The following is a 26,967-nucleotide window of genomic DNA, read 5'->3' on the forward strand; positions in this document are numbered from 1 at the left end:
GTGGCATCCCGGACAATACAGCCCTGATGTCTTCCCAACCCACTGCAGCCTCTACCGCCGCCCCCGCCGATGGCCGCCAGCCCGCACTGCGCCATCTGCTGATTCCAGGCGCCGCCCTGCTGCCCGGCGCCGATGCGGCTGGCGCGACCCACGGTGCCCAGCCACCCGAACCGCCCTTGCCGAACCTTCAGGCGCTGCTGGCGCGCCTGCGCCCGGCCGACACCCTCCACTGCGATGAGGAAAGCCCCGAATCGCCCATCGCCCTGGCGCTGGCCCGCGCGCGCGGCCTGCCCGGCCAGCCGGGCCGCCACGCCTGGGCCGCGCTGGAGACCGGCACCATCGGCACGCCCTGCGCCTGGCTGCGCCCGGCGCACCTGCAAATGGGCATGGACGACGTGCAGTTGATCGCCCTGGACCAGCTGCAGCTGAGTGACGACGAATCCCGGCAGCTGCTGGCCGCCTGCGCGCCGCTGCTGGCTGAAGACGGCATCACCGTGCACGCCGTCGCGCCCGACCGCTGGCTGGCCCAGGGCGAGCTGCTGCGCCACCTGTACACCCCCGCGCCCGACTGCGCCGCCGGCCGCCGGCTGACGCGCAACGAGCTGCTGCGCGCCGACCAGCCCGAGCAGCAGCGCCTGCTGGCCCGCGTGCTGAGCGAGCTGGAAATGGTGCTGGCCACCCACCCCATCAGCCAGGCTCGCGAAGCCGCCCGGCGCTGGCCCATCAATTCCGTCTGGGTGCACGGCGCCGGCGCGCTGGATGCGCCTGTGCCACCCACGCCCGGCGTGCGCGTGGCGCCGCAGCTGACGCAGGGCGACGCGCCGGTCGACGCGGCCGCCCACACCGCCGCGTGGCGAGCGATTGACCAAAACGAGGCGGCCGAGCTGCTGGCCAGCCTGCGCGGCGGCCAGCCGGTGCACCTCACTCTGGGCGGCCCGCACCGCGCCATCACCCTGGCCGCGCCATCCGGCGGGCTGTGGGGGCGCATTTCAAGCCTTTTCGGCCGCCCGTCCTTACAGGACTTGCGCAAGCAGCTATGAAAATTGAAGTAAGAAGCGTACCGCCCCGCGCCGCGTGGGCGCTGGAACAAGCGGGCGTGCACCCGCTGCTGGCGCGCCTGTACGCCGCGCGCGGTGTGGCCACGCAAGACGATCTGGACGATGGTCTGGCGCGCCTTTTGCCGCCGTCCGGCCTGCTGGGCGCCAGCGACGCCGCCCGCCTGCTGGCCGACGCCGTGGCCGCCGGCCAGCGCATCTGCATCGTGGCCGACTACGACTGCGACGGCGCCACCGCCTGCGCTGTGGGCTTGCGCGGCCTGCAGCTGCTGGGCGCTACCGACGTGCACTACCTGGTGCCCGACCGCGTGGTGGACGGCTACGGCCTCACCCCGCCCATCGCCGAGCGCGTGGCCGCCACCGGCGCGCAAGTGCTGGTGACGGTGGACAACGGGATCGCCAGCGTGGCCGGCGTGGCGCGCGCGCGCGAGCTGGGCCTGAAGGTGCTGGTGACCGACCACCACTTGCCCGGCGACCAATTGCCCGCCGCCGACGTCATCGTCAACCCCAATCAACCCGGCTGCGGCTTTGAAAGCAAATCGCTGGCCGGCGTGGGCGTGATGTTCTACGTGCTGATGGCGCTGCGGGCCGAGCTGCGCGCGCGCGGGGCCTGGGGCAACGCTCAGCAGCCCAAGCTGGACGTGCTGCTGCCGCTGGTCGCGCTGGGCACCGTGGCCGACGTGGTCAAGCTGGACGCCAACAACCGCCGCCTGGTCGCGCAGGGCCTGCGGCGCATCCGTGCGGGGCAGCTGCCCGCAGGCATGATTGCTCTGTTTTCGGTAGCTGCCCGCGCTTATCCCAAGGCCACCACGTTCGATTTTGGCTTTGCACTGGGCCCACGCATCAACGCCGCCGGGCGCCTGGCCGACATGACGCTGGGCATCGAGCTGCTGCGCACCGACGACCCTGCGCGCGCCGACGAACTGGCCCGCCAGTTGGACGCCATCAACCGCGAGCGCCGCGAAATCGAAGGCGGCATGCGCGAGCAGGCCATGCACATCGCCGAAGGCCTGTGGGACGAGGCCGAAGCCGCGCCCAGCGCGCTGGCCGTGTTTGACCCCGATTTTCACGAAGGCGTGGTCGGCATCGTCGCCGCGCGGCTGAAAGACAAGCTGCACCGCCCCACCTTCGTCTTTGCCGCCAGCGCCGCGCCGGGGCATGAGCACGAGCTGAAAGGCTCTGGCCGATCCATCCCCGGCTTTCACCTGCGCGACGCCCTGGACCTGGTCGCCAAGCGCCACCCCGGCGTGCTGCTGAAATTCGGCGGCCACGCCATGGCCGCGGGCTGCACCATTGCCGAAGATCACTTTGAAACCTTCGACGCGGCGCTACAGCAAGTCGCCGCCGAATGGCTGGACGAAGCGACGCTGACGCGCCGGATCGAAACCGACGGCCCGCTGCCGCCCGAATACCGGCGCGCCGACGTGGTCGACACGCTGCACCAGGCCGTCTGGGGCCAGGGCTTTGCGCCGCCGGTGTTCAGCGAAGAGGTAGAGGTGCTCAGCCAGCGCCTGGTGGGCGAAAAACACCTGGCGCTGAAGCTGCGCCACCAAGGCCAGCCGGTAGACGGCATCTGGTTTGGCCACACCGAGCCATTGCCCGCCCGCGCGCACTTGGCGTTTCGCCTGGAAACCGACGAATGGCAAGGCGTGCGGCGCGTGCGCCTGCTGGTCGAGGGCGCGGCGTGACCGCCCTGCGTCGCGCAGCCGGCGAAGCGCCCATGGCAGGCCATGCCCCAATCGCTTGAAGGCACGCCTGCCACCGCACGCACCAAACCGCATTCACGCCAGCCCCATCGCGCCAAGGACGCCACGCCCATGAAACTGTTTCGCTACGGCCCACGCGGCCATGAAAAGCCCGCCCTGATGGACGCCCAAGGCCGCGCGCGCGATCTTTCGGCGGTGATCAGCGACATCACCGCCGACACGCTCACGCCCGCGGGCTTGCAGGCACTGCGCGCGCTGGACACCAGCGCCCTGCCCGAGGTGGCGCCTACGGCGCTGGGCCGCATCGGCACGCCGTGGCGGCACACCGGCAAGTTCATCTGCATCGGCCTGAACTACCGCGACCACGCGGCCGAAACCGGATCGCCCGTGCCACAAGAGCCGATCCTGTTCAACAAGTGGTGCGCCGCAACCGGCCCCAACGACCCCATCGTGCTGCCGCAAGGCTCGCAAAAGACCGATTGGGAAGTGGAGCTGGGCATCGTCGTCGGCAGCAAGGCCCGCTACGTTGAGCCGGCAGAGGCGCTGCAGCACGTGGCCGGCTACTGCGTCGTCAACGACGTGTCGGAGCGCGAATACCAGATGGAGCGCGGCGGCACCTGGGACAAGGGCAAGGGCTGCGACACTTTTGGCCCGGTGGGCCCCTGGCTGGTCACCCCCGACGAGGTGCCCGACGTGCACAACCTGTCGCTGTGGCTGGACGTGAACGGCAAGCGCTATCAAACCGGCAGCACGCGAACGATGATCTTCGGCGTGGCCGAGCTGATCGCCTACGTCAGCCGCTTCGTCACGCTGCAGCCGGGCGATCTGATTTCCACCGGCACCCCGCCCGGCGTGGGCCTCGGCCGGAAGCCGCCGGTGTTCCTGAAACCGGGCGACACCCTGCACCTGGGCATCGACGGGCTAGGCGAGCAGCGCCAGCGCGTGCACGCGTGGGACGCCAGCCTGCTCGACTGAAGTCGCCACGCCCAGCCCGCTCAGCGGCGATTTCGGCGGCCTGCGCATATGCCAACTGGGCATATTCATAGCGCCAATGCGAATATGTTGCAGTGCGACAATACCGGGCTCCACCTGACTCACAAACCCCGCCCTGCGCGGGCCGACCTGCCCCATGGCCGCATTCGACGAAGAAAAAGTCCTGACCGTTCACCACTGGACGGATCGCCTGTTTTCGTTCACCACCACGCGCTCGACCAGCTTGCGCTTCTCCAACGGCCACTTCACCATGATCGGCCTGCGCGTGAACGACAAACCGCTGCTGCGCGCCTATTCCATCGTCAGCCCCAATTACGAGGAAACGCTGGAATTCCTCAGCATCAAGGTGCCCGACGGCCCACTGACCAGCCGCCTGCAGCACATCCAGCCCGGCGACAGCGTCATCGTCGGCCACAAGCCCACGGGCACCTTGCTGATCGACTACCTGCTGCCCGGCAAGCGCCTGTACATGTTCGGCACCGGCACGGGCCTGGCGCCGTTCATGAGCATCATCCGCGACCCGGATACCTACGAGAAGTTTGAAGAGGTCATCCTGGTGCACGGCTGCCGTCTGGTCGGCGAGCTGGCTTACCACGACTACATCACCGAGCAACTGCCCCAGCACGAGTTTCTGGGCGAAATGGTGCGCCAGCAGCTCAAGTACTACCCCACCGTGACGCGCGAGCCCTTCCGCACGCAGGGCCGCATTCCGGACCTGATCGAAAGCGGCCAGATGGCGCGCGACCTGGGCCTGCCAGAGCTGAACCCCACGACCGACCGCGTGATGCTGTGCGGCAGCCCGCAGATGCTGAAGTCGATCAAGGAAGTGCTGGAAAAGCGCGGCTTCAACGAAGGCAACACCACGACGCCGGGCGACTATGTGGTTGAGCGGGCGTTTGTGGATCAGTGATTGGGCTTTGGCGGTTCGGTTGACGTTTGCGCTCTTGCTTTTCTAGGACCCTTTTGGCGGCTGGCGCTGACCTTGTCTGCGCTGGCAGCTATCTTTTTTGATGTTTGCTTGGGTTGCTGAGGGCAGAGGCCGGGTCTCGGCCCGGCGGCCGACCTGCTTTCTTTTGCTTCGCCAAAAGAAAGTAGGCAAAGAAAAGGCGACCCCACTTGCCGTGTCCCCTGCGCTTCGCTACGGGGCAACCTGCGATGCTCGGTCATGGGGCGGCGCTGCGGAACTCACTTTGCTGCTGCGCAGCGCCGTTCGAACAACCGCAGCAAGCTAGAGCACGAAGCTGAGGGCATGCTGCGCTGCCCTCAGCCCGCCCCACGCCCTGCGCTTCTCGGCACGTCCAGAGGGGATCGAAGCCCGATACGGGCCATCGCTGCGCTCGGCCTGGGTGCAGGGGTTTGCGGGTGGCGTCCAAGCAGTTACCTGCTACTGCGGCCGCCTTCCATCTTGGCTCTCCCCACCTGCGCTTCTCCTTCTGGGACTCTGAAGTCCAGCACCAGGGTTTGGGCAGGTTCAGTTCGGTGCGGTTAGTTTCAAGCCGGGCCAGGTCACATCGCGTTCAGCGATCAGTTGCGTCCCGTGGCACCCCAAACCCAGGGCCGAGCGAAGCGATGGCCCGTATGGTTCCCTACACCCTTCTGGATGCGCCTGGGGCGGGGTGCTGGTGGGGTGGCTCGTGCACCGAAGGATGCACGAGCTTCGTGCTCTAGCTGGCCGCAGTTGTCCGAACGAAGCTGCGCAGCAGCGAAGTGAGTTCTGCGGCCCACCCCGCCAGCGCCCCGACCCAGGTTGCCCCGAAGCGCAGCGAAGGGGTCGCAGCCAGCAGGGTCGCCTTTTCTTTGCCTACTTTCTTTTGGCGAAGCAAAAGAAAGCAGGTCGGCCGCCGGGCCGAGACCCGGCCTCTGCCCTCAGCAACCCAAGCGAATATCAAAAAAGATAGCTGCCAGCGCAGGCCAAACAAGCGCCAAACCCCAATCTGACCATAAACCAAGCAAGCAAAAAGTGATCAGCCCTAGCCGCTTGAACCCTGGCCAGCTTGCCCCAAGCCCTCACGCAACCTTGGCACAGCAAACCACGCGCCGGCAAAGGGCAAAGGGCCAATCGCTCAACGCCCAGCCGCTGGCTGCACCAAATCCATCCGCCGCTTGATCCGCGCGCCCTCCGGCGCATCGCCGCGCGCCTCGGCCAGCCGCGCCTGCACGCCCAGCCACGCCAGCAAGGGCCGGCGCCAGCCTTGTTCAGACGCCGTATCCACCGCCTGCGCCACCACCTCTGGCGTGGCCTGGCTGCGCCGCATCAGTACCGCTGCGGCGATCAGGCGGCCGAAGGGGTCGTCGTCCGGTGGCAGCGCCGCGCCTGCCGTGCCTGCGGCCACAGCGCGGTGGTGCTCGGGCAGCAACGCGGCCTGGGCCGCGTCAACGGGTTGCCCGGCCAGGTAGTCGGCGTAGGCGCGCTCGGGCGCGGCGGCGTCGCTGCGCAGCGCTTCAAAGCCGGTGCAGGGGTCGAAATCCAGGCTGGCGACGTGCGCGGCGCAGCGGTTCAGCTCGATGCGCGCGACCAGATCGGGCCGGCCGGTGCGGGTAGTCTCGGCGCGTGCCAAGTCGAATTCGCGCGCCTCAACGCGGCTGTCGCCTTTCAAGTAGGCCGCGGTGAACCGCTCGACGTGGCCGATGGACTGGATCTTCCAATCAGGCACTTTCGGGCCGCTGGCGCAGGCTGACAGGGCGCCAGCAGCTATCAACACGATAGCGTAGCGCTTTGGGGGTGCGCCTGCGCTGCGCCGCATCCACAGGGCTTTCATGGCAGCGTCACCTCTTTGTTCTTGGGGGCGAAGGGCCACTTGCGGTTCAGCTCGGTGATGAGCGCGTCGATCTTGCGCAGGCTGGCGTCCACGTCGGCGCGCAGGTCGCCCAGGTTGGTGGTGGCTTCGCGGGCGTTGCCGGCCACGCCCTGCACTTCCTTGAGCACGGCGTCCACCTGCGCCACGGTCTGGCGCGCGTCCTGCAGCAAGGCGTTCAGTTGGCGCACGGCGCCTTGCGCGTCGGTGACCAGGCCTTGCTTGCCCAGCACCTGCTGGTCGGCCTTGCGCACCACGCCGTCCAGGTTTTGGACGAGCTGGTTGGCGTGGTCGATCAGCTGGGCCACGCGCTGGGCGTCGGCCTCGTTGCCGGTGACGGCGGCCATCAGCCCGCCCTTGTTGCTGTTCAGGCGCTGCGCGAAGGTGCGCACTTCGCCCAGCGCGCTGGACAGCGCCGAATCGGTGGCGGTGAGCTGGTTGACGTTTTGCAGCACGTCGCGCGCGTCGGCCACCATCTTCGGGATCTCGGCGGACACGTCGCCGCGCAGCACCACGCGCTCGGCGTCGGGCGGCAGGGGGGCATCGTCCAGGATGCCGGTGAAGGCCCGCAGCCGGGCCGCGCCAACCAGCCCGCGCTCCAGCGTGAAGACGCTGGACACGCGCAGCCACCGTGCCGACTTGACCGGCACATCCACCTGGATGCGCACCTGGCCCTGATCGGCCAGCTCGATCCGCTTGACGCGGCCCACCGGAAAGCCGGAAAAGGTCATGTCCATGCCCACGGTGACGCCGTCCGAGTCGTCGGCCGTCAGGTACAGCTGCTGCGTTTGCTCGAACGCGCCGCGCACCCACAGCAGGTACAGCACCGAGCCGCCCAGCAGCACGGCCATCAGGATCAGCAGCAGCGCGGCGCGAAACTCCAGGCTGCGCAGCGACCAGCCGCTGGCAGGAGGCACGGGGCCGGCGGCGTCCAGGCGCTGCTCGGCCTGGGCTGCGCCAGGCGCGCTGGGTTCGGGCAGGCCGGGCGGATTGGCCGCATCCATCGGCGGCGGTGCGGGAGGGGGTCTCTGGTCGGTCATCGCACGCTCAATAGTAGTTGCCCACCAGGGACGCGATTTCGATCACCAGCATCAGCACGAACATCTGCACCAGCCCCTGCAGTTCGACGCTGGTGCGCGAGGGCCGGCGCGGAATGTCGCGCAGGGCGTTGGCCACGGGCAAGAGTGCCACCGACACGGCAAACGCCAGCGTCTTCATGGTGAAGATCATCGTCACCACCGGGTTGAAGATGTTGCCCACGGCGTGGTTGTAGGAAGGCAGCCCCGCCGTGGTGAAACCGTGTACGGCCACGTAGGCCAGCACCAGCGACATCAGCCCGCTGAGCAGCGCCAGCAGCAGCACGGCGAACATGCCCGCCAGCACGCGCGGCAGCACTTCGCGGCTGAGCGGGTCCACGCCGTGCGTGCGCAGGGCATCCAGCGCGCCGCTGCGGCGCAGCTTGTACAGCTGCGAACCGCCGGGAATGGTGTATTCCACCGCCACGTACAGCGCGGAGATGAGAGGAATGAGTTCCAGCACCAGCACGCGCACCACGGCGTCCAGCGCGTACTGCGTCAGCCCGTAGGCGAACGCCGTCACGACCAGAATGCGGATCAGCACGACGTTGAACAACGCCATCAGCGTGATGAAGCCCGGCAGGCCCGGCCCGGCCGCGTAGTAGATCTGGCGCAGCACGACGCCGCGCGATTCGCGGCGGTAGCTGGAAGGCGAAAACGCCAGCACGGCCAGTTCTGCGCCGATGAAAACCACTGTCCACCAACCCAGTAGCCAGCGCAGCAGGTTGCGCCCCATGCCCAGCAGCCAGTCGTGAAGCGAGAAGCCGGAGGTCATGGGCGGGCATGATACCTGCCGCGTTTCGGTGCGCGCGTGTATTGGCGGGTGCGTCGGCGGCGCGCACGCTCGCGCGTTGGCCGTGGCCGGTGGGTGCCCTTTTGCAGTCACCTGGGTGACTGGGATTCGCCCGGCCATCGCTTGTCACCCGGGTGCACGGCGGTTGAGAATCTCACGCGGCTCCAGCCTATGGGAGAAACCGCACGCTCAGCGCCCCGGATTAGTGGTTACAACCCACTGCCTTTTAAATCAAGCTGCGCTATATTGCATCGCAGCATTTCGCCCGCTCCCACCGAATCTCTTTCTATGCTCTATCAAATCTACGAAGCGCAGCGCTCTCTCATCGAGCCCTTCGCCGAAATGGCCGAGGCCGCATCCAAGATGTTCGGCAATTCGCATTCCACCATGGGGCGAGGCCCCATGGCCCAGCGCGTGGCGGCAGCCTATTCGCTGTTCTACCGGCTCGCCAAGGATTACGAAAAGCCGGAATTCGGCATCCGCAAGGTGGACGTGGATGGCGTGGAAGTGGCGATTGACGAGCGCATCGAGATGGACAAGCCGTTCTGCTCGCTGGTGCGCTTCAAGCGCTTCTCCGACGACCCGGCCACACTGGCCAAGCTCAAGGGCCAGCCGCCCGTGCTGGTGGTCGCGCCGCTGTCGGGCCACTACGCCACGCTGCTTCGCGACACCGTGCGCACCATGCTGGAGGGCCACAAGGTCTACGTCACCGACTGGAAGAACGCCCGCATGGTGCCGCTGTCCGATGGCGAATTCCATTTGGACGACTACGTCAACTACGTGCAGGACTTCATCCGCTACCTGCAGGGCAAATACGGCAACTGCCACGTCATCAGCGTGTGCCAACCCACCGTGCCGGTGCTGGCGGCGGTGTCGCTGATGGCATCGCGCGGCGAAAAAACGCCCATCACCATGACCATGATGGGCGGCCCGATCGACGCGCGCAAATCGCCCACCGCCGTGAACGACCTGGCGGTGCAGCGCAGCTTTGAATGGTTCGAAAACAACGTGATCTACCGCGTTCCGCCGAACTATCCCGGCGCGGGCCGGCGCGTGTACCCCGGCTTTCTGCAGCACGCGGGCTTCGTGGCCATGAACCCCGACCGCCACGCCAACAGCCACTACGACTACTTCCGCGACCTGCTCAAGGGCGACGAGTCCAGCGCCGAAACGCACCGCCAGTTCTACGACGAATACAACGCCGTGCTGGACATGGATGCCGACTATTACCTGGAAACCATCAAGACCGTGTTCCAGGATTTCAACCTGGTGCATGGCACCTGGGACGTGCGTTCGCCCAAGGGCAACCTCGAGCGCGTGCGCCCGCAGGACATCACCACCACCGCGCTGCTGACGGTGGAAGGCGAGCTGGACGACATCTCCGGCGCTGGCCAGACGCGCGCCGCGCACGCGCTGTGCCAGCAGATCGAGCGGCGCGAAGGCGACCACCTCGAAGTCAAGGGGGCCGGGCATTACGGCATCTTCAGCGGCCGCCGCTGGCGCACCGTGGTGTACCCGCAAGTCAAGGGCTTCATCGCCGAATTCCACGCCAAGGCGGCGCGCGAAGGCGAATTGCCCGCGTCCAAGCAAGTCGCTGCAGACAAGGCCCCTGCGCAGGCACCTGACCACGTTGCCAAGCCCGCGCAAGCGGCCGTCGCCGCTGCCCCTGCCGCCCGCCCTGCCGAAGCGGCGGCTGCAGTGAAAGCCGCACCGGCCAAGGCGCCTGCGCGCCGCGCAGCGGCCACCAACGGCGCGGCACGCCCCGCAGCAGCAGCCAAGCGGGCCCCTGCCAACGGCGCGGCCAAGGCCAAGCGCCCGGCGGTCAAGACCGCTGCGGTCAAAGCACCCGCCCCCAGCCGTAAGAAAGCCGGTGCCAGCGCCGCCGGAGCGGCTGAGTAAGCCGCGCCCAGCATGCAGTGCGGGTTGACCGGCCCGCCTGCATACTCACCCCAGCGCCCGCCATCGCGGGCGTTTTCATTCCACCCGTCTCATGAGTACGCCACACGACGCCCCAGCCAGCTCTGCCCTCGCCCCACTCGGCCAGCGGGTGCTGGCGGCGTTGCCGCAAACGCAGTGCACCCGCTGCGGCTACCCGGACTGCGCGGGCTATGCCCAGGCCATTGCGGATGGCCAGGCCGCTATCAACCAATGCCCGCCAGGCGGCGCCGAAGGCGTACAGCGGTTGGCGGCCATCACCGGCCTGCCGGCGCTGCCGCTGAACCCCGAATACGGTGAGGAAGGCCCACGCCATGTGGCATGGATCGATGAAGACTGGTGCATTGGCTGCACCCTGTGCATCAAGGCCTGCCCCGTCGATTGCATCGTGGGCGGCAACAAGCGCATGCACACCGTCATCGAAGCGCAGTGCACGGGCTGCGAGCTGTGCCTGCCCGTCTGCCCCGTGGATTGCATTGCGCTGGACAACGTCACCGGCGAGCGTACGGGCTGGCAGGCGTGGAGCGCCGCCCAGGCCCAGGATGCACGCGTCCGCTATGAATTAACGAGCGCCCGGCGCAAGCGGGGCGAGCGCGAGCACGCTGAAAAGCTCGAAGCCAAGGCCAAAGAGAAACTGGCCAAGCTGCCAGAACTGGTGCGCGGCGCCACGCCCGCCGAGCTGGACCGCAAGCGCAGCATCATCGAGGCGGCGTTGGCCAGGGCCAAGGCGAAACGGCCGTCAACCGACTGACAGTCGCCGCACCCGGCAGCCAACCCCGGCGCTCAATGCGCCCCCGCTGCTGCATCCGCCCCCGCGCCGCCGTGCGTGCGGCGCGCCAGCCAGACCAGCGCGATCAGGCTGATGAACAGAATGGCCGAGCCGTAGAAGATCTCCTGCGTGGAAATCATGAACGCCTGCTGCGTGACCAGGTTGTTCACCACGCCCAGCGCCTGGTCGTGGCTCATGCCGCCGGCTTCCAGTTGCCGCAGGGTTTGCACCGCCGCCGGGTTGCCGTTGTGGATGGCTTCGGCCAGTTGCGCGTGGTGCATGTTGGCGCGGTCTTCCCACAGCGTGGTGGCGATCGAGGTGCCCATGGCGCCCGCGGTGATGCGGGTGAAGTTGGACAGGCCCGATGCTGCGGGAATGCGCGCCGGCTCCAGCCCCGACAGGGTGATGGTGACCAGCGGAATGAAGAAGCACGCCATGGCCACGCCCTGGATGAGCGTGGGAATCATGATGGTCTCGAAGTCGGTCTGCATGGTGAAGCGCGAACGCATCCACAGCACCACGCCGAACACCACGAATGACAGGCTGGCGTAGATGCGCGGGTCGAACCGGTTCACCGTCAGGCCGACCACGGGCGACAGCACGATGGCCAGCACGCCCACCGGCGCCATGATCATGCCCGCCTGGGTGGCGGTGTAGCCCATGAATTGCTGCAGCCACAGCGGCAAGAGCACCACGTTGCCGAAGAACACACCGTAGCCCACGGCGGTGGCCAGCGCGCCCGACCAGAAGTTGCGCCGCTTGAACAGCGACAGGTCGACCACGGGGTGTTCGTCCGTCAGCTCCCACACCAGGAAGAAGGCAAAGCCCACCACGGCAGTCACCGCAAAGGCGACGATCAGGGGCGAATGGAACCAGTCCAGCTCTTTGCCTTTGTCCAGCATGAGCTGCAACGAGCCGACCCACACCACCAGCAGCGCGAGCCCGACGCTGTCGATGGGCAGCTTGCGCGTGGCCGTCTCGCGGTCGCGGAAGATCATCCAGGTGGCGGCGGCCGACAATAGGCCCACGGGCACGTTGATGTAGAAGATCCACGGCCAGCTGACGTTGTCGGTGATCCAGCCGCCCAGCAGCGGCCCCATGATGGGCGCCACCAGCGTGGTGATGGACCACATCGCCATGGCCAGGCCCGCCTTGGAGGGTGGGTAGCTGGACAGCAGCAGCGTCTGCGACAGCGGGATCATCGGCCCGGCGACGAAGCCCTGCAGCGCGCGGAAGGCGATCAGCATCGTCATGTTGGGCGCCAGGCCGCACAGCCATGAAGCCAGCACGAACATCAGCACACTGCCGATGAACAGGCGCACCTGGCCGATGCGCTGGGTGAGCCAGCCCGTCAGCGGCACCGAGATGGCGTTGGCCACGGCAAAGCTGGTGATGACCCAGGTGCCCTGCACGGTGCTGACGCCCAAATCGCCCGAGATGGCGGGCAGCGACACGTTCGCGATGGAGGTGTCCAGCACGTTCATGAACGTGGCCGTGGACAGCGCCAGGGTGCCCAGGGCACGGGCGCTGCCGGTCAGCGGCGGAAAGACTTTCGGAGCGCTCATAGGAATGAAATCCGGTTCAGGCCTTTGTGCAACCAGCGCTGGCAGCTATCAAAATAAAAGCGTCCAGCGCGGCGACGCCATCAGCCCGCGTGCTGGGTGGTGGCGGCGTGCGTGGCGTGGTTCGCGGCGGCGGGTGTGCTGCCGTTCGCGCTGGCGGGGCGCTTGGCCGCCGGGGTGGCCTCTGCGCCTGCGGCTGCCCCGGTGGGTGCGTTGGTGGGTGCGTTGGTGGGTACTGGCGTGCCCATGTTCTGCGCGATGATGGCTTGCACGCGCTGGTCGGCGCCCTGGTCGGCTTGGGCGAACACCTGCGTACGGGCGGCGTCACCCGCGCGACTGGCCGAGGCCAGCTCGGTGCCGCTCTGGTCGGCGATGTCTACCTTGGCTTCCATGGACAGGCCCACGCGCAGCGGGTGCGCCTTGAGCTGCTCTGTCTCCAGCGCGATGCGCACCGGCACGCGCTGCACCACCTTGATCCAGTTGCCGGTGGCGTTTTGCGCCGGCAGCAGGGCCGAAGCGGCGCCGGTGGCCATGCCCAGGCCCGCCACCTTGCCGTCGTACACCACCTTGCTGCCGTAGGCGTCGGCCACCAGCTTCACGGGCTGGCCGATGCGCAGGTTGCGCAGCTGGTTTTCCTTGAAGTTGGCGTCCACCCAGAGCTGCTCCAGCGGCACCACGGCCATCAGGGGCGAGCCCGCGGCCACGCGCTGGCCCAGCTGCACGTTGCGCTTGCTGACGTAGCCGGTCACGGGCGCGGGCAGCGTCATGCGGTGCGCGGTGATCCAGGCCTCGCGCACCTTGGCGGCAGCGGCCAGCACGCTGGGGTGCTGGTCCACGGGCGTGCCTTCGGTCAGCGCGCGGTTGCTGGTGAGCTGCTCACGCGCGGCCACCACGGCGGCCTGCGCCGCGTCCACCGCGCTTTGCGCGCTGACGACCTGCGAACGTGCATGCGCCAGCTCTTCGCCCGACACGGCGCCGCCGGGCACCAGCGTCTGGCGGCGGCCCAAATCCTGCTGCGCCATGGTGAGCTGGGCGCGGGCCTTGGCCACATCGGCCTCGCGCAGGCGCACTTGCGCGGCCAGCCCGGCGTTGTTGACGTACAGCGTGCGCACCTGGCGCACGGCCTGGCCCAGCGCGGCTTCGGCCTGCGCCAGGGCGACGTCGGCATCGGCCGCGTCCAGCTTGACCAGCGGTTGGCCCGCCTCCACGCGGTCGGTCTCGTCGGCCATGATGGCGGTGACGGTGCCGCCCACTTGCGGGGTGATCTGGATCAGGTTGCCTTGCACGTAAGCGTTGTCCGTGTCCTCGTAGTGGCTCAGCACGAGCCAGTCGTACACGCCCCACGCGAGCCCGCACACCGCCACCGCGGCGGTCAGGGTCAGCAGGGCGCGCTTGCGCTTGGGGTTTTTGGCGCCCGAGCGTACGGGGGCGGCGTTTGCTGCGTTTTCAGGAGCTGCTTGCGCTGGTGTGGCGGGCGCTTGATCGGTATTGGACATAGTGAATGGGCTGCGGCTGCAACGGGTTCGGATGGGGTGGCGGTGCGGTATCAGCGCGCGGCGCTGGCGACGGGGGGCACGGGCGGCGTCAGCTCGGGTGATGGCTGCCAGCCGCCGCCCATGGCCTGCGTCAGGCCGACTTGCGCGTCCAGCGCGCGCGCCTGCAGGTCCACCTGCGTGCGGCGCTGGGCCAGCACGGCGGTTTCAGAGACCAGCACATTCAGGTAGGTGCCCAGGCCGCCCTTGTAGCGGCGCTGCGCGATGTCGTAGGCGCCCTCGGCCGCGCGCAGGGCCTGCGCCTGCTCGGTGCGCTGGCGGTCCACCGACCGCAGCGCCTGAGATTGGTCGGCCGCGTCGCGCATGGCGTCGATCACGGTGGCGTTGTAGGTTTCGATGGCGGCGTCCACGTCCGCCGTCTTGGCGCCCAGGTTGGCGCGCAGGCGGCCCGCTTCAAAGATGGGCAGGCGGATGGCCGGGCCTACGCCCCACTGAAAGCTGTCGCCCTTGAGCAGGCTGCCCAGCCCCAGGCTTTGAAAGCCGACGAAGGCCGCCAGGTTGATGTTGGGATAGAACTGCGACTTGGCCACCTGCACTTCGCCACGGGCGGCTTCCACGCGCCAGCGCGCAGCCACGATGTCGGCGCGGCGGGCCAGCCAGTTGGCGTCCATCTGCTGCGGCACGGCCAGCGTCTTGAACTGCGCCAGCGTGGGCGGGCGGATGTCGTCCGGCAGGCGCGGCTGACCCAGCAGCGCGGCCAGCGCGTTGCGCGCAGCGTCTTGCTGCTGTTGCAGCGCCGCCATCTGCGTGCGCGAATCGGCGCGGGTGGTTTCGTTCTGGCGCACTTCCAGCTGGTTGTCCAGGCCCGCGCGCACGCGGTCTTGCACCAGCTTGAGCATTTCCTGGCGCTGGTTCAAGGCGCGCTCAGACACTACGTATTGGTCGTTCGCCAGCGCCCATTTGATGTACCCGCGCACCACGTTGGTGGCCAGCAGGATGCGGGCGGCATCGGCCTCGGCCTCGGCCGCGTGCAGCTGGCCGATGGCGGAATTCAGCCCGCCTTCGTGCTTGCCGAAAAAGTCCAGCTCCCACCCGCCGTTGATCTGCAGGTTGCCCAACGTCTGGGTGGAGCCGCCCAGCGGCGGCGGGTAGATGTAGTTGCTGGAAAAGCTCTGGCGGTTCAAGTCGACCGCGCCGGTCACCTGCGGCGCATAGGCCGCCTCGGCAATCGCCTGCGCGGCGCGCGCTTTGCCCACGCGGGAAGCGGCCACGCGCAGGTTCGGGTTGCCGGCCAGCGCATCGGCCACCAGGCGGTTGAGCTGCGCGTCGCCCAGCGCGGCCCACCAGTCGGGCGCGGGGGTCAGCGATTCGCTGGGGGCGGCCAGGCCCAGGCTGGGCGCGTCGCGCAGTTGCGCCTGGGTGTCGATGCCCTGCATGTTGGCGCAGCCGGCCAGCCAGAGCGCAGCCATGGCCGCTGCGGCCACGGAACGTGTGCGGTGAAGGTGGTTCACGCGGATTCCTCGCGAGAGTGGGTGGATGCCGATTCGGCGTTGGCGCGCACGCGGCGCAGAAAGTCCTGCAGCTGCTGCCATTCGTCGGCGCTGAAACCGGCCAGCACGGCGTTGTAAACGCGGCTGAGGATGTGCGGCACGCGCTGGGCCACTTCCTCACCCGCAGGGGTCAATTCGATGTGCACCACGCGCCGGTCGTGCTCGGAGCGCACGCGGCGGCACAGGCCCTTGGCCTCCAGCCGGTCGAGCAGGCGCGTCATGGCGCCCGGGTCGATGTTGCATTTGCGCGCCAGCTCGGCCACCGTGTTGGCATGACCGGCCTGCACCTTGTACAGGGGCAGCCACTGCGGCACGGTGGAGGGAATGCCCAGATCGGCCTCTTCAGTCACGCGCTGGCCGATGGCCAGCTGGGCCTGGCGCAGCAGCAAAAGCAGCCCGTCTTCGGGCCGATAGTGATCGCCATCGAAGAAGGTGGCGGCCGCCAGCGGCGCTGGGGCAGGTGATGGAGACGCGGCCATGGGCGGTGAGGAAGAGCGCAGGAATCGCAGCGCAGCAATCGGTAGGGGAGCGGATTGTATTTGCCTATGCAAACATTGCCCATGGAAATAATGCGATGGCATGTTAAGGCAAGGGTTTTGGGCGCCGGCCCCTGGGCTGTGGGTGCCGCCGGTGTGGCGGCCGAGCCACAAAGGCACCATTCGCGCAAGCCTGGCCGGCCCCAACGGGCAAGTACGAAATTGCCCGCCAGCGCAGCAGCCCATTGCGCCAGCCGCTATCTTTTTTGAGTGGACCCACTAACGAATCGGCGCGCCCTGCCCCGCCTGATGGCTGTCAGGCGCACGGCTCGTGGCCGGTAGATGGGGCGACTGGCGTGTGGGCAGATGTGCCCGGTGGCGCGCGAGCTGAGAAGCCCGTCGCGTAACGAACGCTGGGCTGGTCGCACCGGACGGTGGGCACCATGGCGCCGCGCTGCCCGCGGGGCGCGAACGACAGGCGGGGCTGCTTGTGCGTGGCTGCTGGCGCGTGGCTTCGGCGCGCGACGGCGCCGTGCCCTGAACCGCCTTAGGCCAGCGGGCTCGGCCCTCGCCAACCAAGGGCAGGCAAGCGCCCCACATCGACGCAGGCCAACCGATTGCACATGGGCTCCGGGAGGCCCCAAGAGGCGCCAGCGGTCAACTCAAGTCGCTGCGCCGAACGCGGTCACGGTGTTGCGCCTGCCAGCGCGGCCCGCAATTTACTCTATTTTTGATAGCTGCCAGCGCAGGTGCAGCGTGCGCTGGCGGCCTAAAAGACCCTGAAAACAGATCAGCCGTTGCGGCGCACGACCAGCGTAGCCAGCTGCGTTTGCGTCAACACGCTTTGCGTCACGCTGCCCAGCACCAGCTTTTCAAGCCCGCGGCGGCCGTGCGAGCCCATGACCACCAGGTCGGCGCCCACGGCCTCGGCCGCGTCGGCGATGCCGCGCCAGACGGCGTGCGCCTCGACGATGCGCGTGTCGGCCTTCAGCCCCGCCGCCGTCAGGCGCTGGGCCACGGCTTCGACGGCCGCGTTGGCCTCGGCCTTGGCCGCGCCCAGGTACTGGTCTTGACCGTAGGCAAAGTCGGCCCCCACGCCGGTGAAGGGGTACGGGTCGATCACGTAGATGGCGGTGACCTCGCTGTCGAACGCCTTGGCCAGGCCAATGGCCTTGTCGACCGCCGAGAGCGAGGTTTCAGAACCATCCACCGGGACCAGAATGTGCTTGAACATGGCGTTCTCCTGTGCGTGAGGGTTGATGGTTCATTGTGAGGCCGCGCGCGCGCCCGCACCTTGATGCCCATCAAGCGCGCGGGGCCAGAAAGCCGCCTTGCCGCAAGGTGATGACCAGCGTGTCGCGGTGGCCGGGCGCCGCCGCGCCGACCGGCTGCACGGGCGTGGTTTCGTGGATCACGCGGGCGTCGTCCATCAGCAGCACCGACCACGGCTCGGTCAGCGTGAAGCGCTGGCCGCTGGGGCCGTCCAGCGCGAACACGCGCGTCTCGCCGCCCTTGACGGCGTGGCGTTCCACCAGAAAGACGGCCACCAGATCCACCCCATCGCGGTGCGCGCCCTCGGGCGTGGGCCGGCCGATGCCGCCCGTGGTGTCAATGCGAAAGGCGTGCACTTCGGTGAACCAGGCCTGCGCGCCGTGCAGCGCATTGGCCACCTGCGCCAGCCACCGCAGCAGCGCCGACAAGGCGGACGAGGCCAGCGCGGATTCGGTCATCGGCGCAAACCAGCGCTCGATGCCGCCGTGCAGCGCGTTGTAGTCCAGCGGCTGCCAGTGCGCCCGCGCGGGCTGCAGGGCCACGCCTTGCTCGGTCACCACCGCGCTGGCGTGGCGGCGCCTGCGGTAGCGGCCACCGTCGCGCAGGTACTCGTCGGGCGGCAGGTCGGCCCATTCACCGCCCAGCGCGATGAATTCGTCCAGGCCCGCACCGCTCAATTGCCGAACGGCTTCGGCGTTCAGCAGCGCAAAGCCTTGGCCGTGCAGGGCGTCAAGGTAGGTGGCGGGGGTGGCAAAGGGCGGTGCAAACATGGGCGCGGCCGCCGCCCAGAAGGGGGCGCTGCGGCGTGCAAAGGATACGGCGTGGCGCCGCGGCGAGGGGCGCAGGCCCGCCGACGCCCTGGCGCCTGAGATGGCATTGCGCGCGCCGGGCATGACCGCACACAAGCCACCAAGCCAGCGGCGGCGCAAAATCGGGCTGTGGCACGGCCGCCGACCCGCATCGGCGGCGGGCGTTGCCCCCTCTTCTGACCGTTCATGGAACTGCTGACACTCGCTTTTGCGATCACCGCCCTGCTGGCAGCGCTGGCTTTTCGGCCGTGGCGCCTGCTGGCCAATTCGGGCCTGGTGTCGCCGCTGCTGGCCACGCTGGTGATCGTGCCCTGGCTGTGGGCGCTGCCCTGGCTGCACAAGATGCCCATCCACCTGCAGCTGTCGGGCGCGTGCATGGTGACGCTCGCGCTGGGCTGGCCGCTGGCGGTGCCCGCGCTGTGCGTGGCCGGGCTGATCGCGGGCTGGCTGGCGCCCATCACGTGGGAGCAGCAGCTGAACCTGACGGTGTGGCTGGGCATCGTGCCGGCCACGCTGTCTTTTGGCATCGGCATGGCGCTGCGCCGCTGGCTGCCGCACAACCTGTTTGTCTACATCCTCGGGCGCGCCTTTCTGGGTACGGTGGCGTGCATGTTCGTCACCGGCGCGCTGGCGCAATGGACGGGCCAGACGCTGGCGATGGAGGTGCCGCCCGACCTGGCGCTGGTGGCGCGCTGGCTGATCGCCTGGGGCGACGGCTTCTTGACCGGCATGTTCGCCGCAGTGGCCGTCGCCTTTCGGCCGCAGTGGCTGGCCACCTGGTCCGACCGCATCTACCTGACCGCGCCAGGCGCCAAAGGCTAACGGCCAGCGCCCTGCCCCCACCGGGCACCCTGAACGCGCGGGCACAATGCCGCCACCATGAATTCGCGCCCCCGCTTTCACCCCCTGCGCCCGCTGCTGACGGGCCTGCTGGCGCTGTTGCCGCTGGCGGCCACGCTGGTGCTCTTGATCTGGGCCACGCGGCTGGCCGCCGAATGGCTGGGCCCGACCAGCCTGTTCGGCAGCCTGCTGACGCGCATCGGCCTGGGCGTGGGCGGCGGCGCGACGGCCACCAGCTACTTCGCCGGGCTGCTGGTGGTGCTGGCGCTGGTGTACGCGCTGGGCCTGGTGGTGCAAACGGGGCTGCAGCGCGGCTTTCACAGCCTGTTCGAATCGCTGATTCAACGCATTCCGATCGTTCGCACCGTGTACGACGTGGTGCAGCGCCTGGTGGGGCTGCTGGGCAAGTCGAAGGAAGAAGGCCAAAAGTCGATGAGCCCGGTGTGGCTTTACTTCGGCGGCCCGCCCGCGGCTGGCGAAGTGCCCGCCACCACGGTGGTGCTGGGCCTGCTGACCACGCCCGAGCCGGTCGACATGGGCGGCCAGCCCTTTCACGGTGTGCTGGTGCCCACGGCGCCGGTGCCGGTGGGCGGCGGGCTGCTGTTCGTGCCGGCGCATTGGGTGGTGCCCGCACAGGTGGGGATCGAGGGCGTGACCAGCATCTACGTGTCGATGGGCGTCACCGCCGGGCAGTACCTGGGCACGCACCGGCCGGGTGAGGCAACTGGCGCGACTTCAGCGGCGGCATCTGACTCTGCATCTGCCCTTGCTTCTGCCCCCACGCCACCGTGCGCATCCGCCGTCGCCATGCCCTTGGCGCCCCAGGCGAGCGCATCGGCGCCGCGCGCCGCGCCGCCGTCCGTTGCACCGGACGCTTGATCCTTCTCAAAGCCCATGCTTTCAGTGGGCCTTCTGCGGTGCAGGCTTGCGCCGCATCAAGACCGGCGGCGCACGTTCTTGCCAGACTCTTCTGTATCCATCACAGAGAGAAGAGGAGAACGCCATGAAGCTTTGGCAAGACCTGTTTGGCACCGACTACGGCCTGATGAGCATTGCGGGCATCGCCTTCATGATCTTCATGGCCGTCTGGTACGTGCGCTTCTTCATCCGCAAGGTCAACGAGAAGCCACGCAAAGACTGAGCCGGCGGCGCAGCCGCACAGTGCATAGCCTTTTTGGCCGCCAGCGCCCTAGGCGCCAGCGCGGCCAGCTATTCATTCAATAGCTTTCAGCGGCACGCCCTCAGTCGATGGGTGCCGCGCGAGGGGCTTTTTCCGCCTCTTGCAGTTGGCGCCACATCACCTTGCCGGTGCCGCTCTTGGGCAGCGCTTCGACAAACTGCACCACGCGCGGCGCCTTGTAGACGGCCATGTTCTCGCGGCACCAGTCGATGATGTCCTGCTCGGTCACCAGGTCGCGGTGGCTGGGGCGCAGCACCACCACGGCCTTGACCGATTCGCCTCGGTAGTCATCTTTGGTGCCGATGACGCAGGCCTCCTGGATCGCCGGGTGGCGGAACATGAGCGATTCGACCTCCGCCGGCCAGACCTTGTGGCCGCTGGCGTTGATCATCCGCTTAAGGCGGTCGGTGATGAAGAAATAGCCGTCCTCGTCCATCCGCCCCAGATCGCCTGAGCGGAAGAAGCGCTTGCCATCCAGCTCAAAAAACGCGTCGGCGGTGGCGTCGGGGCGCTTCCAGTAGCCCTGAAAGACCTGCGGCCCGCTGATCACGATCTCGCCCTGCTCGCCTTGCGGCAGCTCGGCCAGGGTGTCGGGGTCAACAATGCGCGAGTCGGTGCTGAAAAACGGAATGCCCAGGCACTGCTGCTTGCTGTGGTCGATGGGGTTCTGGTGCGATGGCGCGGCGGTCTCGGTCAGGCCGTAGCCCTCGGCGTAGCGCAGGCCGTAGGCTTCCAGCAGGCGCTGGGCCACCGCCTGCGGCATGGCGGCGCCGCCACCGCTGATGGCCTTCAGGCTGGACAAGTCGAAGCTGGCGAAGTTGGGGCTGGCCAGCAGGTCGATGATCATGGTGGGGATGTTGGTGAAGCTGGTCACCTTCCAGCGCGAGATGAGGCGCCCGGCCAGCTCGCGGTCCCAGCGCGGCATCACCACCATCGTGGCGCCGCAAAAAATGCCCGCGTGCAGCACCGCCACCATGCCGGTGATGTGGAACATGGGCACCACCACCAGCGCCACCGTTTCAGACGTGGCGCTGCCCCACAGGCCGCAGGCCACGGCGTTGTGCATGATGCTGGCGTGCGTGTGCATGCACCCCTTGGGCAGCCCGGTGGTGCCGCTGGTGTAGGGCAGAACGCACAGGTCTTGCGGATCGGCGTTGAGTTCGCCCTGCAGCGGCGCTTCGGCCAGCGCGGACTGCCAGGTGTGAACCTGGCCGCCGGTCAGCGTGGGCAGCGGGTGCTCGGCCAGCAGCCAGCCGCGCCAGGCCTCGGGCGGCGCGTCGGGGCCCGCCACCTCGGCGTCGAATGCGTCGGCGTAGCGGGTGACCACGAGGTGCTCCAACCCCTGCCCGGCGGGCAAGGCGTTGCTGGCGGCGGCCAGCTCACCCGCCAGGTCGGCCGTGGTGATGGCCACGCGGGCGCCCGGGTCGGTGATGTAGTGCTTGAGCTCTTCGGCCCGGTTCATCGGGTTGACGGGCACCACGACGGCCTCGGCGCGGAAGATGGCGAAATGAGCGATCACCAGCTGCGGCGTGTTCTGCATATCCACCACCACGCGGTCGCCCTTGGCCACGCCCAGCGCCTTCAGCCGTGCGGCCAGGCGCTCCGCCGCGTCTTTCAATTGGGCGTACGTCAGCACGCGGCCAAAGAAGACGATGGCCGCTTTGTCGGGGTAGCGGAGCGCGCTGACGGCCAGGTTGTGCCACAGGCTGGTGGCGGGCGGCGCGATCGCATGGGGCATGCGGGCAGGCCAGAACTTGTAGTGCGGGCGCATGGCGTTGTCTCCTGTCGTATTTGTGCAGACATGCTAGCGCCACACCCTGTCGAGGCAAGGCTGCGGCTTGTCACCGGCGGGACGCGGGTTGCCTGAGCGGCGTGCAATGCCTGTCGCCCTGGGGCAACAGTCGGGCCCGTCGTGCAAGGGGGCCCCGCCGTGCCGCCGCGGGCCGGGGCGCGGCGGTGAGGTTCATGCCAAAACATGCGCCAACGCAAGCGGCATGGCCGGCAGCAGCTATGTTATTTGTAGTGATTTAGCTGCTACGGCGAAGGCGTTGGCGTGGCGTCGCCAGTGGCATCGCTGGTTTCCGGCGCTTGGGCGCGTTGGTGCGCGTGGTGCCAATTGTTCGGCCTGACCCTCAGCTCACCCAGCGCGGCACCAAGGCGCCTGGCGCAGATCGCGCGGAAGGCATGGCCAATGCGTGTGTGGCCGCGCGTGCGCCCGCGCGCCTGGGCAGGCGGGCGCCCACGCGCCGCCCGCCGCGTACAACGAAAAACGTCAGCGGTTGTAGCGAACGCGCGTGCTGTTCACGCCGTCGGACAGGCTGAACTCAAACGCCCCACCCGGCTCCAGCGTTTGGGTGCTGACCGTCAGGCTGCCGCCCTCGCGCGGGTTGGTCAGCGTGACCACCTTGCCATTCTTGACCCACTTCACGGTCACATAGCGGAAGGCCTGCACGTCCCACGTGGCGACGAGTTTGCCGCCCGTCTCACGCCACTGCACGCTGGCGCTTTGCGCATTGGCCGACTTGGCCAAGGTCGTCGCCAGGCGCTTGGTCACCTGTTTTTGCGCGTTGACGACTTCCACCGAAACCAGCGGCCCCGGCGTTGGGATGGCAATGCCGAACTGCCGGTCTGACGAGTGCGAAAGCACCTTAAGCTCGATCGGGTAGGTGTACACGCGACCATTGGTCGCCGTGACACGCACCGCCCAGTCGCCGGTTTGGCTGGCGGTGTCGTCCACGCCGGAAATCGCCTCGACCGGGTCCAGCGTGACGTTGCCGCTGGCATCAACCGAGCCACCGATGTACAGCAAATCCTGCACCGTGGCGGACGACTTGGCCTTGGTCTTGATCAACGAGCTCAGGTAGTTGAACGCCTTCATGTAGTTGTAGTCCGACAGCGCGTACGGCACCGGGAAGCAGTAGCCCATGCGGTCGGTCAGCGTGGTCGGTTCCACCAGCTTCTGCGTGAGGCCCAAGCTCATGAAATATGGCGTGATGGCGCGGGACGCATCCCCCAGCATGCCGCCTGCGTAGGGGTAGTTGGTGTCGATGTACCCGCCGGTCATGCAGGCCACGGTGTGGCCCAGACTGAAGTTGTGCCCGTGCTCATGCAAGAAGGTACCCAGCATGCCATCGGCGTTGCCCCCTCGGTCGCCAATGGCACTGATGTTGCCCGGCATCGTGGCGATGCCACCGCCACCGGGGCTGTGGAAAGCGCCAGAGTAGTAGAGCGGAATGGTTCTGTCGGTATCGGCCGCACGCTCTTTTTCCATCAATTTCAGCGCGAGGGCGGGCGTGTCCTTGTTGGGCGTACCTTCAGGGTAGTCCAGGGCAATGGGCGTGGTTCTGGTTTCGTATCGCACATGCGCCAGCGGCGCTCGCTCGACGAAGCCCGTGTTGACGGAACTGGCGGGCAGCACCTTGCCGACGTTGCCGGCCGAGCCATTCGCGCCATCGGCAAACGCTACCGGCACCGCCACGATGCGGATGCTGGGCGTGGCCTGAACGACAGGCGTGACCACCGTGGCAGGCTGGCCGTTGCCGCTCAGGCTCACCGTCATCTGGATGCCGGTGGTGACTTGGGCTGCGGGCACGACCGCCGTGTAGGCCAGGCTCATGTCGGGTTTGGACGGCAGAGTGGCGCCCACCGTGCCGGTCGGCTTGCTCAGCGGCACAGCGGCGACCGTGGTGCCGCCCGCGTTGGTCACTACCAAAGTGCCCTCCGGCAAGACCTGGCTAGGCACGGTGGTGGTGACGTTGACTTTGACCAACAGGTCTTTGTCTGCCACCACCTTCATCTTGGCGTCGTCCCAGGCAAAGATGTGCGACTGCACCAGATCGATCGAGGCGATGCGCGCAGCCGACGCTGGCGCTGGCGCGGGCGTTGGGGCCGGCGCCGGGGTGGGCGCTGGCGAAGGAGCAGGCGTCGGCGTTGGGGCAGGCGCGGGCGCCGGGGCGGGACTCGGTGTGGGCGCGGGCGCCGGTGCCGGGCTGGGCGGCGGGTACGGCGTTGGAATGACCGGGTTCACCGGATAAGGCGACGGCGTGCCGGGCGCGGGGCCAGGCACGGGCGTCGGCGTTGGCGCACCTATCGGCGCTGGAGAAGGCGCGGGGGTGGGCGCGGGGGTGGGCGCTGCTACGGCGGCACTGTCGCTGCCGCCACCGCAGGCGGTGAGGTAAGTTGCCGAAACCAGAGAAATCAGAAGGTTCAGGCGGGCCTGTTTGAGCGAGGGCATCATAAAAAGCTGACCGACTGCACTACGGCAGTCATGTGTTTCGTGTCGACACAAATGTAGCTTTTTAAGGGGCCTGTTCACGCTCACAAGCAACCCCCTTCGTGGAGGTTTTGGCACGACACCCGGATGGTTTCAGCTGCAGGCGATGGTTCTCGCGCAGCAGCGCCCGTGCGGCTGAACCCGTAAGTAGTAGCCTGGCGGGCCCGATTGGCGTGGACGGGTGCTACCTGCGCCAGCGCTTTGCCAAGACCGGCAAAGCGCTCTTTCGGCAGAAATCAGGCCGCCATAGCGACCGGCAAGGCCTAAGGCGTCGCAGGCAAGGCTGAGGCGGTCGCCGACACCCTTTCCTTGCGCATCTTCAGGATCGCGGCCACGATCTGCCACAGAATGAAGATGGCCACCAGCGCAAACAGCGAACCGGCGATGGGCCGATCGGCCATCTGCACGAAGCTGCCGCGCGTCAGCAACATGGCGCGCCGGAAGTTCTCCTCCAGCATGGGCCCCAGGATGAAGCCCAGCATCAGCGGCGCCGCATCCAGGCCCAGCCGCATGAAGGTGTAGCCCAGCGCGCCGAAGAACACGGTGACGAAGATGTCGTCGACGTTGTTGTTGACGCTGAAGGAGCCGATGCAGCAGAAGAACAGAATGGCGGGAAACAGCACGCTGTAGGGAATCTTGAACAGCGTCAGCCAGTAGCGCACCAAAGGCACGTTCAGGATCAGCAGAAAGCAGTTGCCCACCCACATGCTGGCAACCAGGCCCCAGAACACGTCGGGGTGCTCGGGGATCAGGTTGGGCCCTGGCGTGACGCCTTTGATCATGAAGGCCCCCATCATCAGCGCCATCACGGCGTTCTCCGGGATGCCGATGCTTAGCAAGGGGATGAAGCTGGTGCGCGCGGCGGCTTCATCCGCAGCGGCTTGACCGGCCACGCCTTCAATGGCGCCGGTGCCGATTTCATGGCGGTACTTGCTCACCTTTTTGTCCACCGCGTAGGCCGCAAACTGGGCAATCACGGGGCCGCCGCCGGGCAGGATGCCCAGGAACGAACCCAGCACACTGCCGCGCAAGGCGCTGGGGATGATGCGCTTGAATTCCGGCCAGGTGGGGATCAGCTTGATGGCGCCGTTGAAGGGCGAGCGCTCTTCGCGCGCGTCGAGGTTCTTGGTGATCTCGGCGATGCCGAAGCAACCCAGCGCAATGCTGACCAGGCCAACGCCGTCCGCCAAAAAGGGCAGATCCAGCGTAAAGCGCATCGTGCCACTGTTCACATCGGTGCCGATCTGCCCCAGCAGCACGCCCACCATGCACATCGCCAAGCCGTTGAGCAGGCTGCCGGTGGTGACGAAGCTGACACATACAAAACCGACCAGCATCAGCGCGCAGTACTCGGCAGGCCCGAACAGGAAGGCCACCTGGCTGAGCGTGGGCGCCATGAACGCCAACACGATGATCGCCAGCGTGCCGCCGATAAAGCTCGACACCCCCGCGGTGAACAGTGCCAGACCCGTCTTGCCCTTGAGCGTCATGGCATAGCCGTCGATGCAGGCGACGATGCTGCTGGCATGCGGAATCTTCATGGTGATGGCGCTGACGCTGTCACCATACTGCGCGCCGTAGTAGATGCCCGCCAGCATGATCAGCGAACCCGACAGCGGCATGGTGTAGGTCAGGGGCAGCAGCAGGCTGATGGTGGCCAGTGGGCCCAGCCCCGGCAGCAGCCCGACCATCGTGCCAACCGCGCAACCCAGCGCGCAGTACATCAGGTTGCTGAGAGTGAGCGCGTGCTCAAACCCAAAGAGGAGGTTGTGCAGCACGTCCATCACAGCAGCGGCAGGCTAAGGCCGAGGAGTTTCTGAAAGGCGAACGCCACCACGATCAAGCCAAGGCTGATCTTGATGTTGCGAGACACCGAGTACGTGGCGGCCGCCTTGCCCGAGATGAACACCATGGCGACGATGGCCACCACCATGTTCACGTACAGCGACAGCAGGGCGAACACACACAAGGACACCAGCAGGAGGCCGATGTTCTTGACGTTGAATTCGAACGGCTCAGGCTTCTGAAAGCGCGAGCGCACCACCATCATGAGCGCCATCGCCAGCAGCGCCCCGCTGACCATCAGCGGGAACAAGCCGGGCCCGGCCCTGTCCCAGCTGCCTACGGGATAGCGCAGCGAATACCCGCCAAAAGTCAGCGCCACGGCGGCAAGAAACACGCCGCGCGCCAGGTTACGGTCGATCATCCAGAAGTATCCGGCTAGGTTAAGCCCCGCATGGCGCGCCCGCTTCAGGCCACGTCCGATGCTCCGCGAGGCGACACCGCCTAGGATGGCGGCGAACACCTCGCGCCCAGTATTCAGCCGGCGCGACGCCGCCGACATAGCGGCTTCCACCTATGACAGCCAACCGACAGCTTCCGTCTTGGCG

The 26,967-nt window shown here is 67.8% G+C and carries 22 protein-coding genes; 9 read left to right on the top strand and 13 right to left on the bottom strand.

Going from position 1 to position 26,967, the window contains the following annotated elements:
* Positions 1-26 precede the first annotated feature (26 nt).
* The 4 genes from C6570_RS14240 (at position 27) to C6570_RS14255 (ending at position 4,664) form a co-directional block, all read left to right on the top strand.
* The gene (locus C6570_RS14240) at positions 27-1,040 is read left to right on the top strand and encodes a hypothetical protein (RefSeq protein ID WP_106703807.1); all 1,014 of its coding nucleotides are present in this window, start codon (positions 27-29) and stop codon (positions 1,038-1,040) included.
* Positions 1,037-2,743 (top strand): single-stranded-DNA-specific exonuclease RecJ, encoded by a 1,707-nt coding sequence (gene recJ / locus C6570_RS14245; RefSeq protein ID WP_106703808.1) that lies wholly within the window; start codon positions 1,037-1,039, stop codon positions 2,741-2,743. The genes C6570_RS14240 and recJ overlap by 4 nt, the downstream gene beginning before the upstream one ends.
* 129 nt (positions 2,744-2,872) lie before the next feature.
* Positions 2,873-3,736 (top strand): fumarylacetoacetate hydrolase family protein, encoded by an 864-nt coding sequence (locus C6570_RS14250; RefSeq protein WP_106704718.1) that lies wholly within the window; start codon positions 2,873-2,875, stop codon positions 3,734-3,736.
* 154 nt (positions 3,737-3,890) lie between these two features.
* A complete protein-coding gene (locus C6570_RS14255) occupies positions 3,891-4,664 on the top strand; it encodes a ferredoxin--NADP reductase (RefSeq protein ID WP_106703809.1) in 774 nt (257 codons plus the stop codon).
* Positions 4,665-5,817: 1,153 nt separating this feature from the next.
* On the opposite strand, the gene C6570_RS14265 is transcribed toward C6570_RS14255, so the two are convergent.
* From C6570_RS14265 to C6570_RS14275, 3 genes are read right to left on the bottom strand one after another with little or no spacing between them, the layout of a single operon-like run.
* Positions 5,818-6,513: a hypothetical protein gene (locus C6570_RS14265; protein ID WP_245896202.1), complete on the bottom strand. Its 696-nt coding sequence runs from the start codon at positions 6,511-6,513 to the stop codon at positions 5,818-5,820.
* Positions 6,510-7,589: an MlaD family protein gene (locus C6570_RS14270; protein ID WP_106703811.1), complete on the bottom strand. Its 1,080-nt coding sequence runs from the start codon at positions 7,587-7,589 to the stop codon at positions 6,510-6,512. The genes C6570_RS14265 and C6570_RS14270 overlap by 4 nt, the downstream gene beginning before the upstream one ends.
* 7 nt (positions 7,590-7,596) lie before the next feature.
* Positions 7,597-8,400 carry an MlaE family ABC transporter permease gene (locus C6570_RS14275; RefSeq protein ID WP_106703812.1) on the bottom strand — a complete coding sequence of 268 codons (804 nt, stop codon included), beginning with the start codon at positions 8,398-8,400 and terminating at the stop codon, positions 7,597-7,599.
* A 306-nt stretch (positions 8,401-8,706) separates the two neighbouring features.
* Between C6570_RS14275 and C6570_RS14280 the strand changes: the two genes are divergently transcribed.
* Together C6570_RS14280 and rsxB are read left to right on the top strand one after the other, a co-directional pair.
* Positions 8,707-10,317 (top strand): polyhydroxyalkanoate depolymerase, encoded by a 1,611-nt coding sequence (locus C6570_RS14280; RefSeq protein ID WP_106703813.1) that lies wholly within the window; start codon positions 8,707-8,709, stop codon positions 10,315-10,317.
* A gap of 91 nt (positions 10,318-10,408) precedes the next feature.
* Positions 10,409-11,104, top strand: a complete 696-nt coding sequence (gene rsxB / locus C6570_RS14285) for an electron transport complex subunit RsxB (protein ID WP_106703814.1) — start codon at positions 10,409-10,411, stop codon at positions 11,102-11,104.
* Positions 11,105-11,136: 32 nt separating this feature from the next.
* On the opposite strand, the gene C6570_RS14290 is transcribed toward rsxB, so the two are convergent.
* The 6 genes from C6570_RS14290 to C6570_RS14315 all read right to left on the bottom strand — a co-directional run bounded on the left by C6570_RS14290 (position 11,137) and on the right by C6570_RS14315 (position 18,245).
* Positions 11,137-12,687 carry a DHA2 family efflux MFS transporter permease subunit gene (locus C6570_RS14290; protein ID WP_106703815.1) on the bottom strand — a complete coding sequence of 517 codons (1,551 nt, stop codon included), beginning with the start codon at positions 12,685-12,687 and terminating at the stop codon, positions 11,137-11,139.
* Positions 12,688-12,767: 80 nt separating this feature from the next.
* The gene (locus tag C6570_RS14295; RefSeq protein WP_106703816.1) at positions 12,768-14,180 is read right to left on the bottom strand and encodes an HlyD/EmrA/EmrK family protein; all 1,413 of its coding nucleotides are present in this window, start codon (positions 14,178-14,180) and stop codon (positions 12,768-12,770) included.
* Between the two features lie 50 nt (positions 14,181-14,230).
* A complete protein-coding gene (locus C6570_RS14300) occupies positions 14,231-15,688 on the bottom strand; it encodes an efflux transporter outer membrane subunit (protein WP_245896203.1) in 1,458 nt (485 codons plus the stop codon).
* Complete coding sequence (locus C6570_RS14305; protein ID WP_245896204.1) at positions 15,685-16,206, bottom strand: MarR family winged helix-turn-helix transcriptional regulator; 522 nt, start codon at positions 16,204-16,206, stop codon at positions 15,685-15,687. Before C6570_RS14305 ends, C6570_RS14300 begins: the two co-directional genes overlap by 4 nt.
* Positions 16,207-16,993: 787 nt before the next feature.
* Positions 16,994-17,437 (bottom strand): universal stress protein, encoded by a 444-nt coding sequence (locus C6570_RS14310; RefSeq protein WP_106703818.1) that lies wholly within the window; start codon positions 17,435-17,437, stop codon positions 16,994-16,996.
* A 70-nt stretch (positions 17,438-17,507) separates the two neighbouring features.
* Complete coding sequence (locus C6570_RS14315; RefSeq protein ID WP_106704721.1) at positions 17,508-18,245, bottom strand: 2OG-Fe dioxygenase family protein; 738 nt, start codon at positions 18,243-18,245, stop codon at positions 17,508-17,510.
* 225 nt (positions 18,246-18,470) lie between these two features.
* Here C6570_RS14315 and C6570_RS14320 point away from each other — a divergent pair, with 225 nt between their 5' ends.
* The 3 genes from C6570_RS14320 to C6570_RS14330 all read left to right on the top strand — a co-directional run bounded on the left by C6570_RS14320 (position 18,471) and on the right by C6570_RS14330 (position 20,265).
* Positions 18,471-19,106, top strand: coding sequence for a hypothetical protein (locus tag C6570_RS14320; RefSeq protein WP_106703819.1), 636 nt, complete (start codon positions 18,471-18,473; stop codon positions 19,104-19,106).
* Between the two features lie 57 nt (positions 19,107-19,163).
* Positions 19,164-20,003: a DUF502 domain-containing protein gene (locus C6570_RS14325; RefSeq protein ID WP_106703820.1), complete on the top strand. Its 840-nt coding sequence runs from the start codon at positions 19,164-19,166 to the stop codon at positions 20,001-20,003.
* 124 nt (positions 20,004-20,127) lie between these two features.
* The gene (locus C6570_RS14330) at positions 20,128-20,265 is read left to right on the top strand and encodes a DUF3149 domain-containing protein (protein WP_106703821.1); all 138 of its coding nucleotides are present in this window, start codon (positions 20,128-20,130) and stop codon (positions 20,263-20,265) included.
* Positions 20,266-20,365: 100 nt separating this feature from the next.
* On the opposite strand, the gene C6570_RS14335 is transcribed toward C6570_RS14330, so the two are convergent.
* The 4 genes from C6570_RS14335 to C6570_RS14350 form a co-directional block, all read right to left on the bottom strand.
* Positions 20,366-22,075 carry a long-chain fatty acid--CoA ligase gene (locus C6570_RS14335; RefSeq protein WP_106703822.1) on the bottom strand — a complete coding sequence of 570 codons (1,710 nt, stop codon included), beginning with the start codon at positions 22,073-22,075 and terminating at the stop codon, positions 20,366-20,368.
* 501 nt (positions 22,076-22,576) lie between these two features.
* Positions 22,577-24,370 carry a zinc metalloprotease gene (locus tag C6570_RS14340; protein ID WP_164675455.1) on the bottom strand — a complete coding sequence of 598 codons (1,794 nt, stop codon included), beginning with the start codon at positions 24,368-24,370 and terminating at the stop codon, positions 22,577-22,579.
* 470 nt (positions 24,371-24,840) lie between these two features.
* Positions 24,841-26,361, bottom strand: coding sequence for a tripartite tricarboxylate transporter permease (locus tag C6570_RS14345; protein WP_106703824.1), 1,521 nt, complete (start codon positions 26,359-26,361; stop codon positions 24,841-24,843).
* The gene (locus tag C6570_RS14350) at positions 26,361-26,921 is read right to left on the bottom strand and encodes a tripartite tricarboxylate transporter TctB family protein (RefSeq protein ID WP_342747935.1); all 561 of its coding nucleotides are present in this window, start codon (positions 26,919-26,921) and stop codon (positions 26,361-26,363) included. Before C6570_RS14350 ends, C6570_RS14345 begins: the two co-directional genes overlap by 1 nt.
* Positions 26,922-26,967 lie beyond the last annotated feature (46 nt).

This window comes from Ottowia oryzae (genome assembly GCF_003008535.1).
GTDB lineage: Bacteria > Pseudomonadota > Gammaproteobacteria > Burkholderiales > Burkholderiaceae_C > Ottowia > Ottowia oryzae.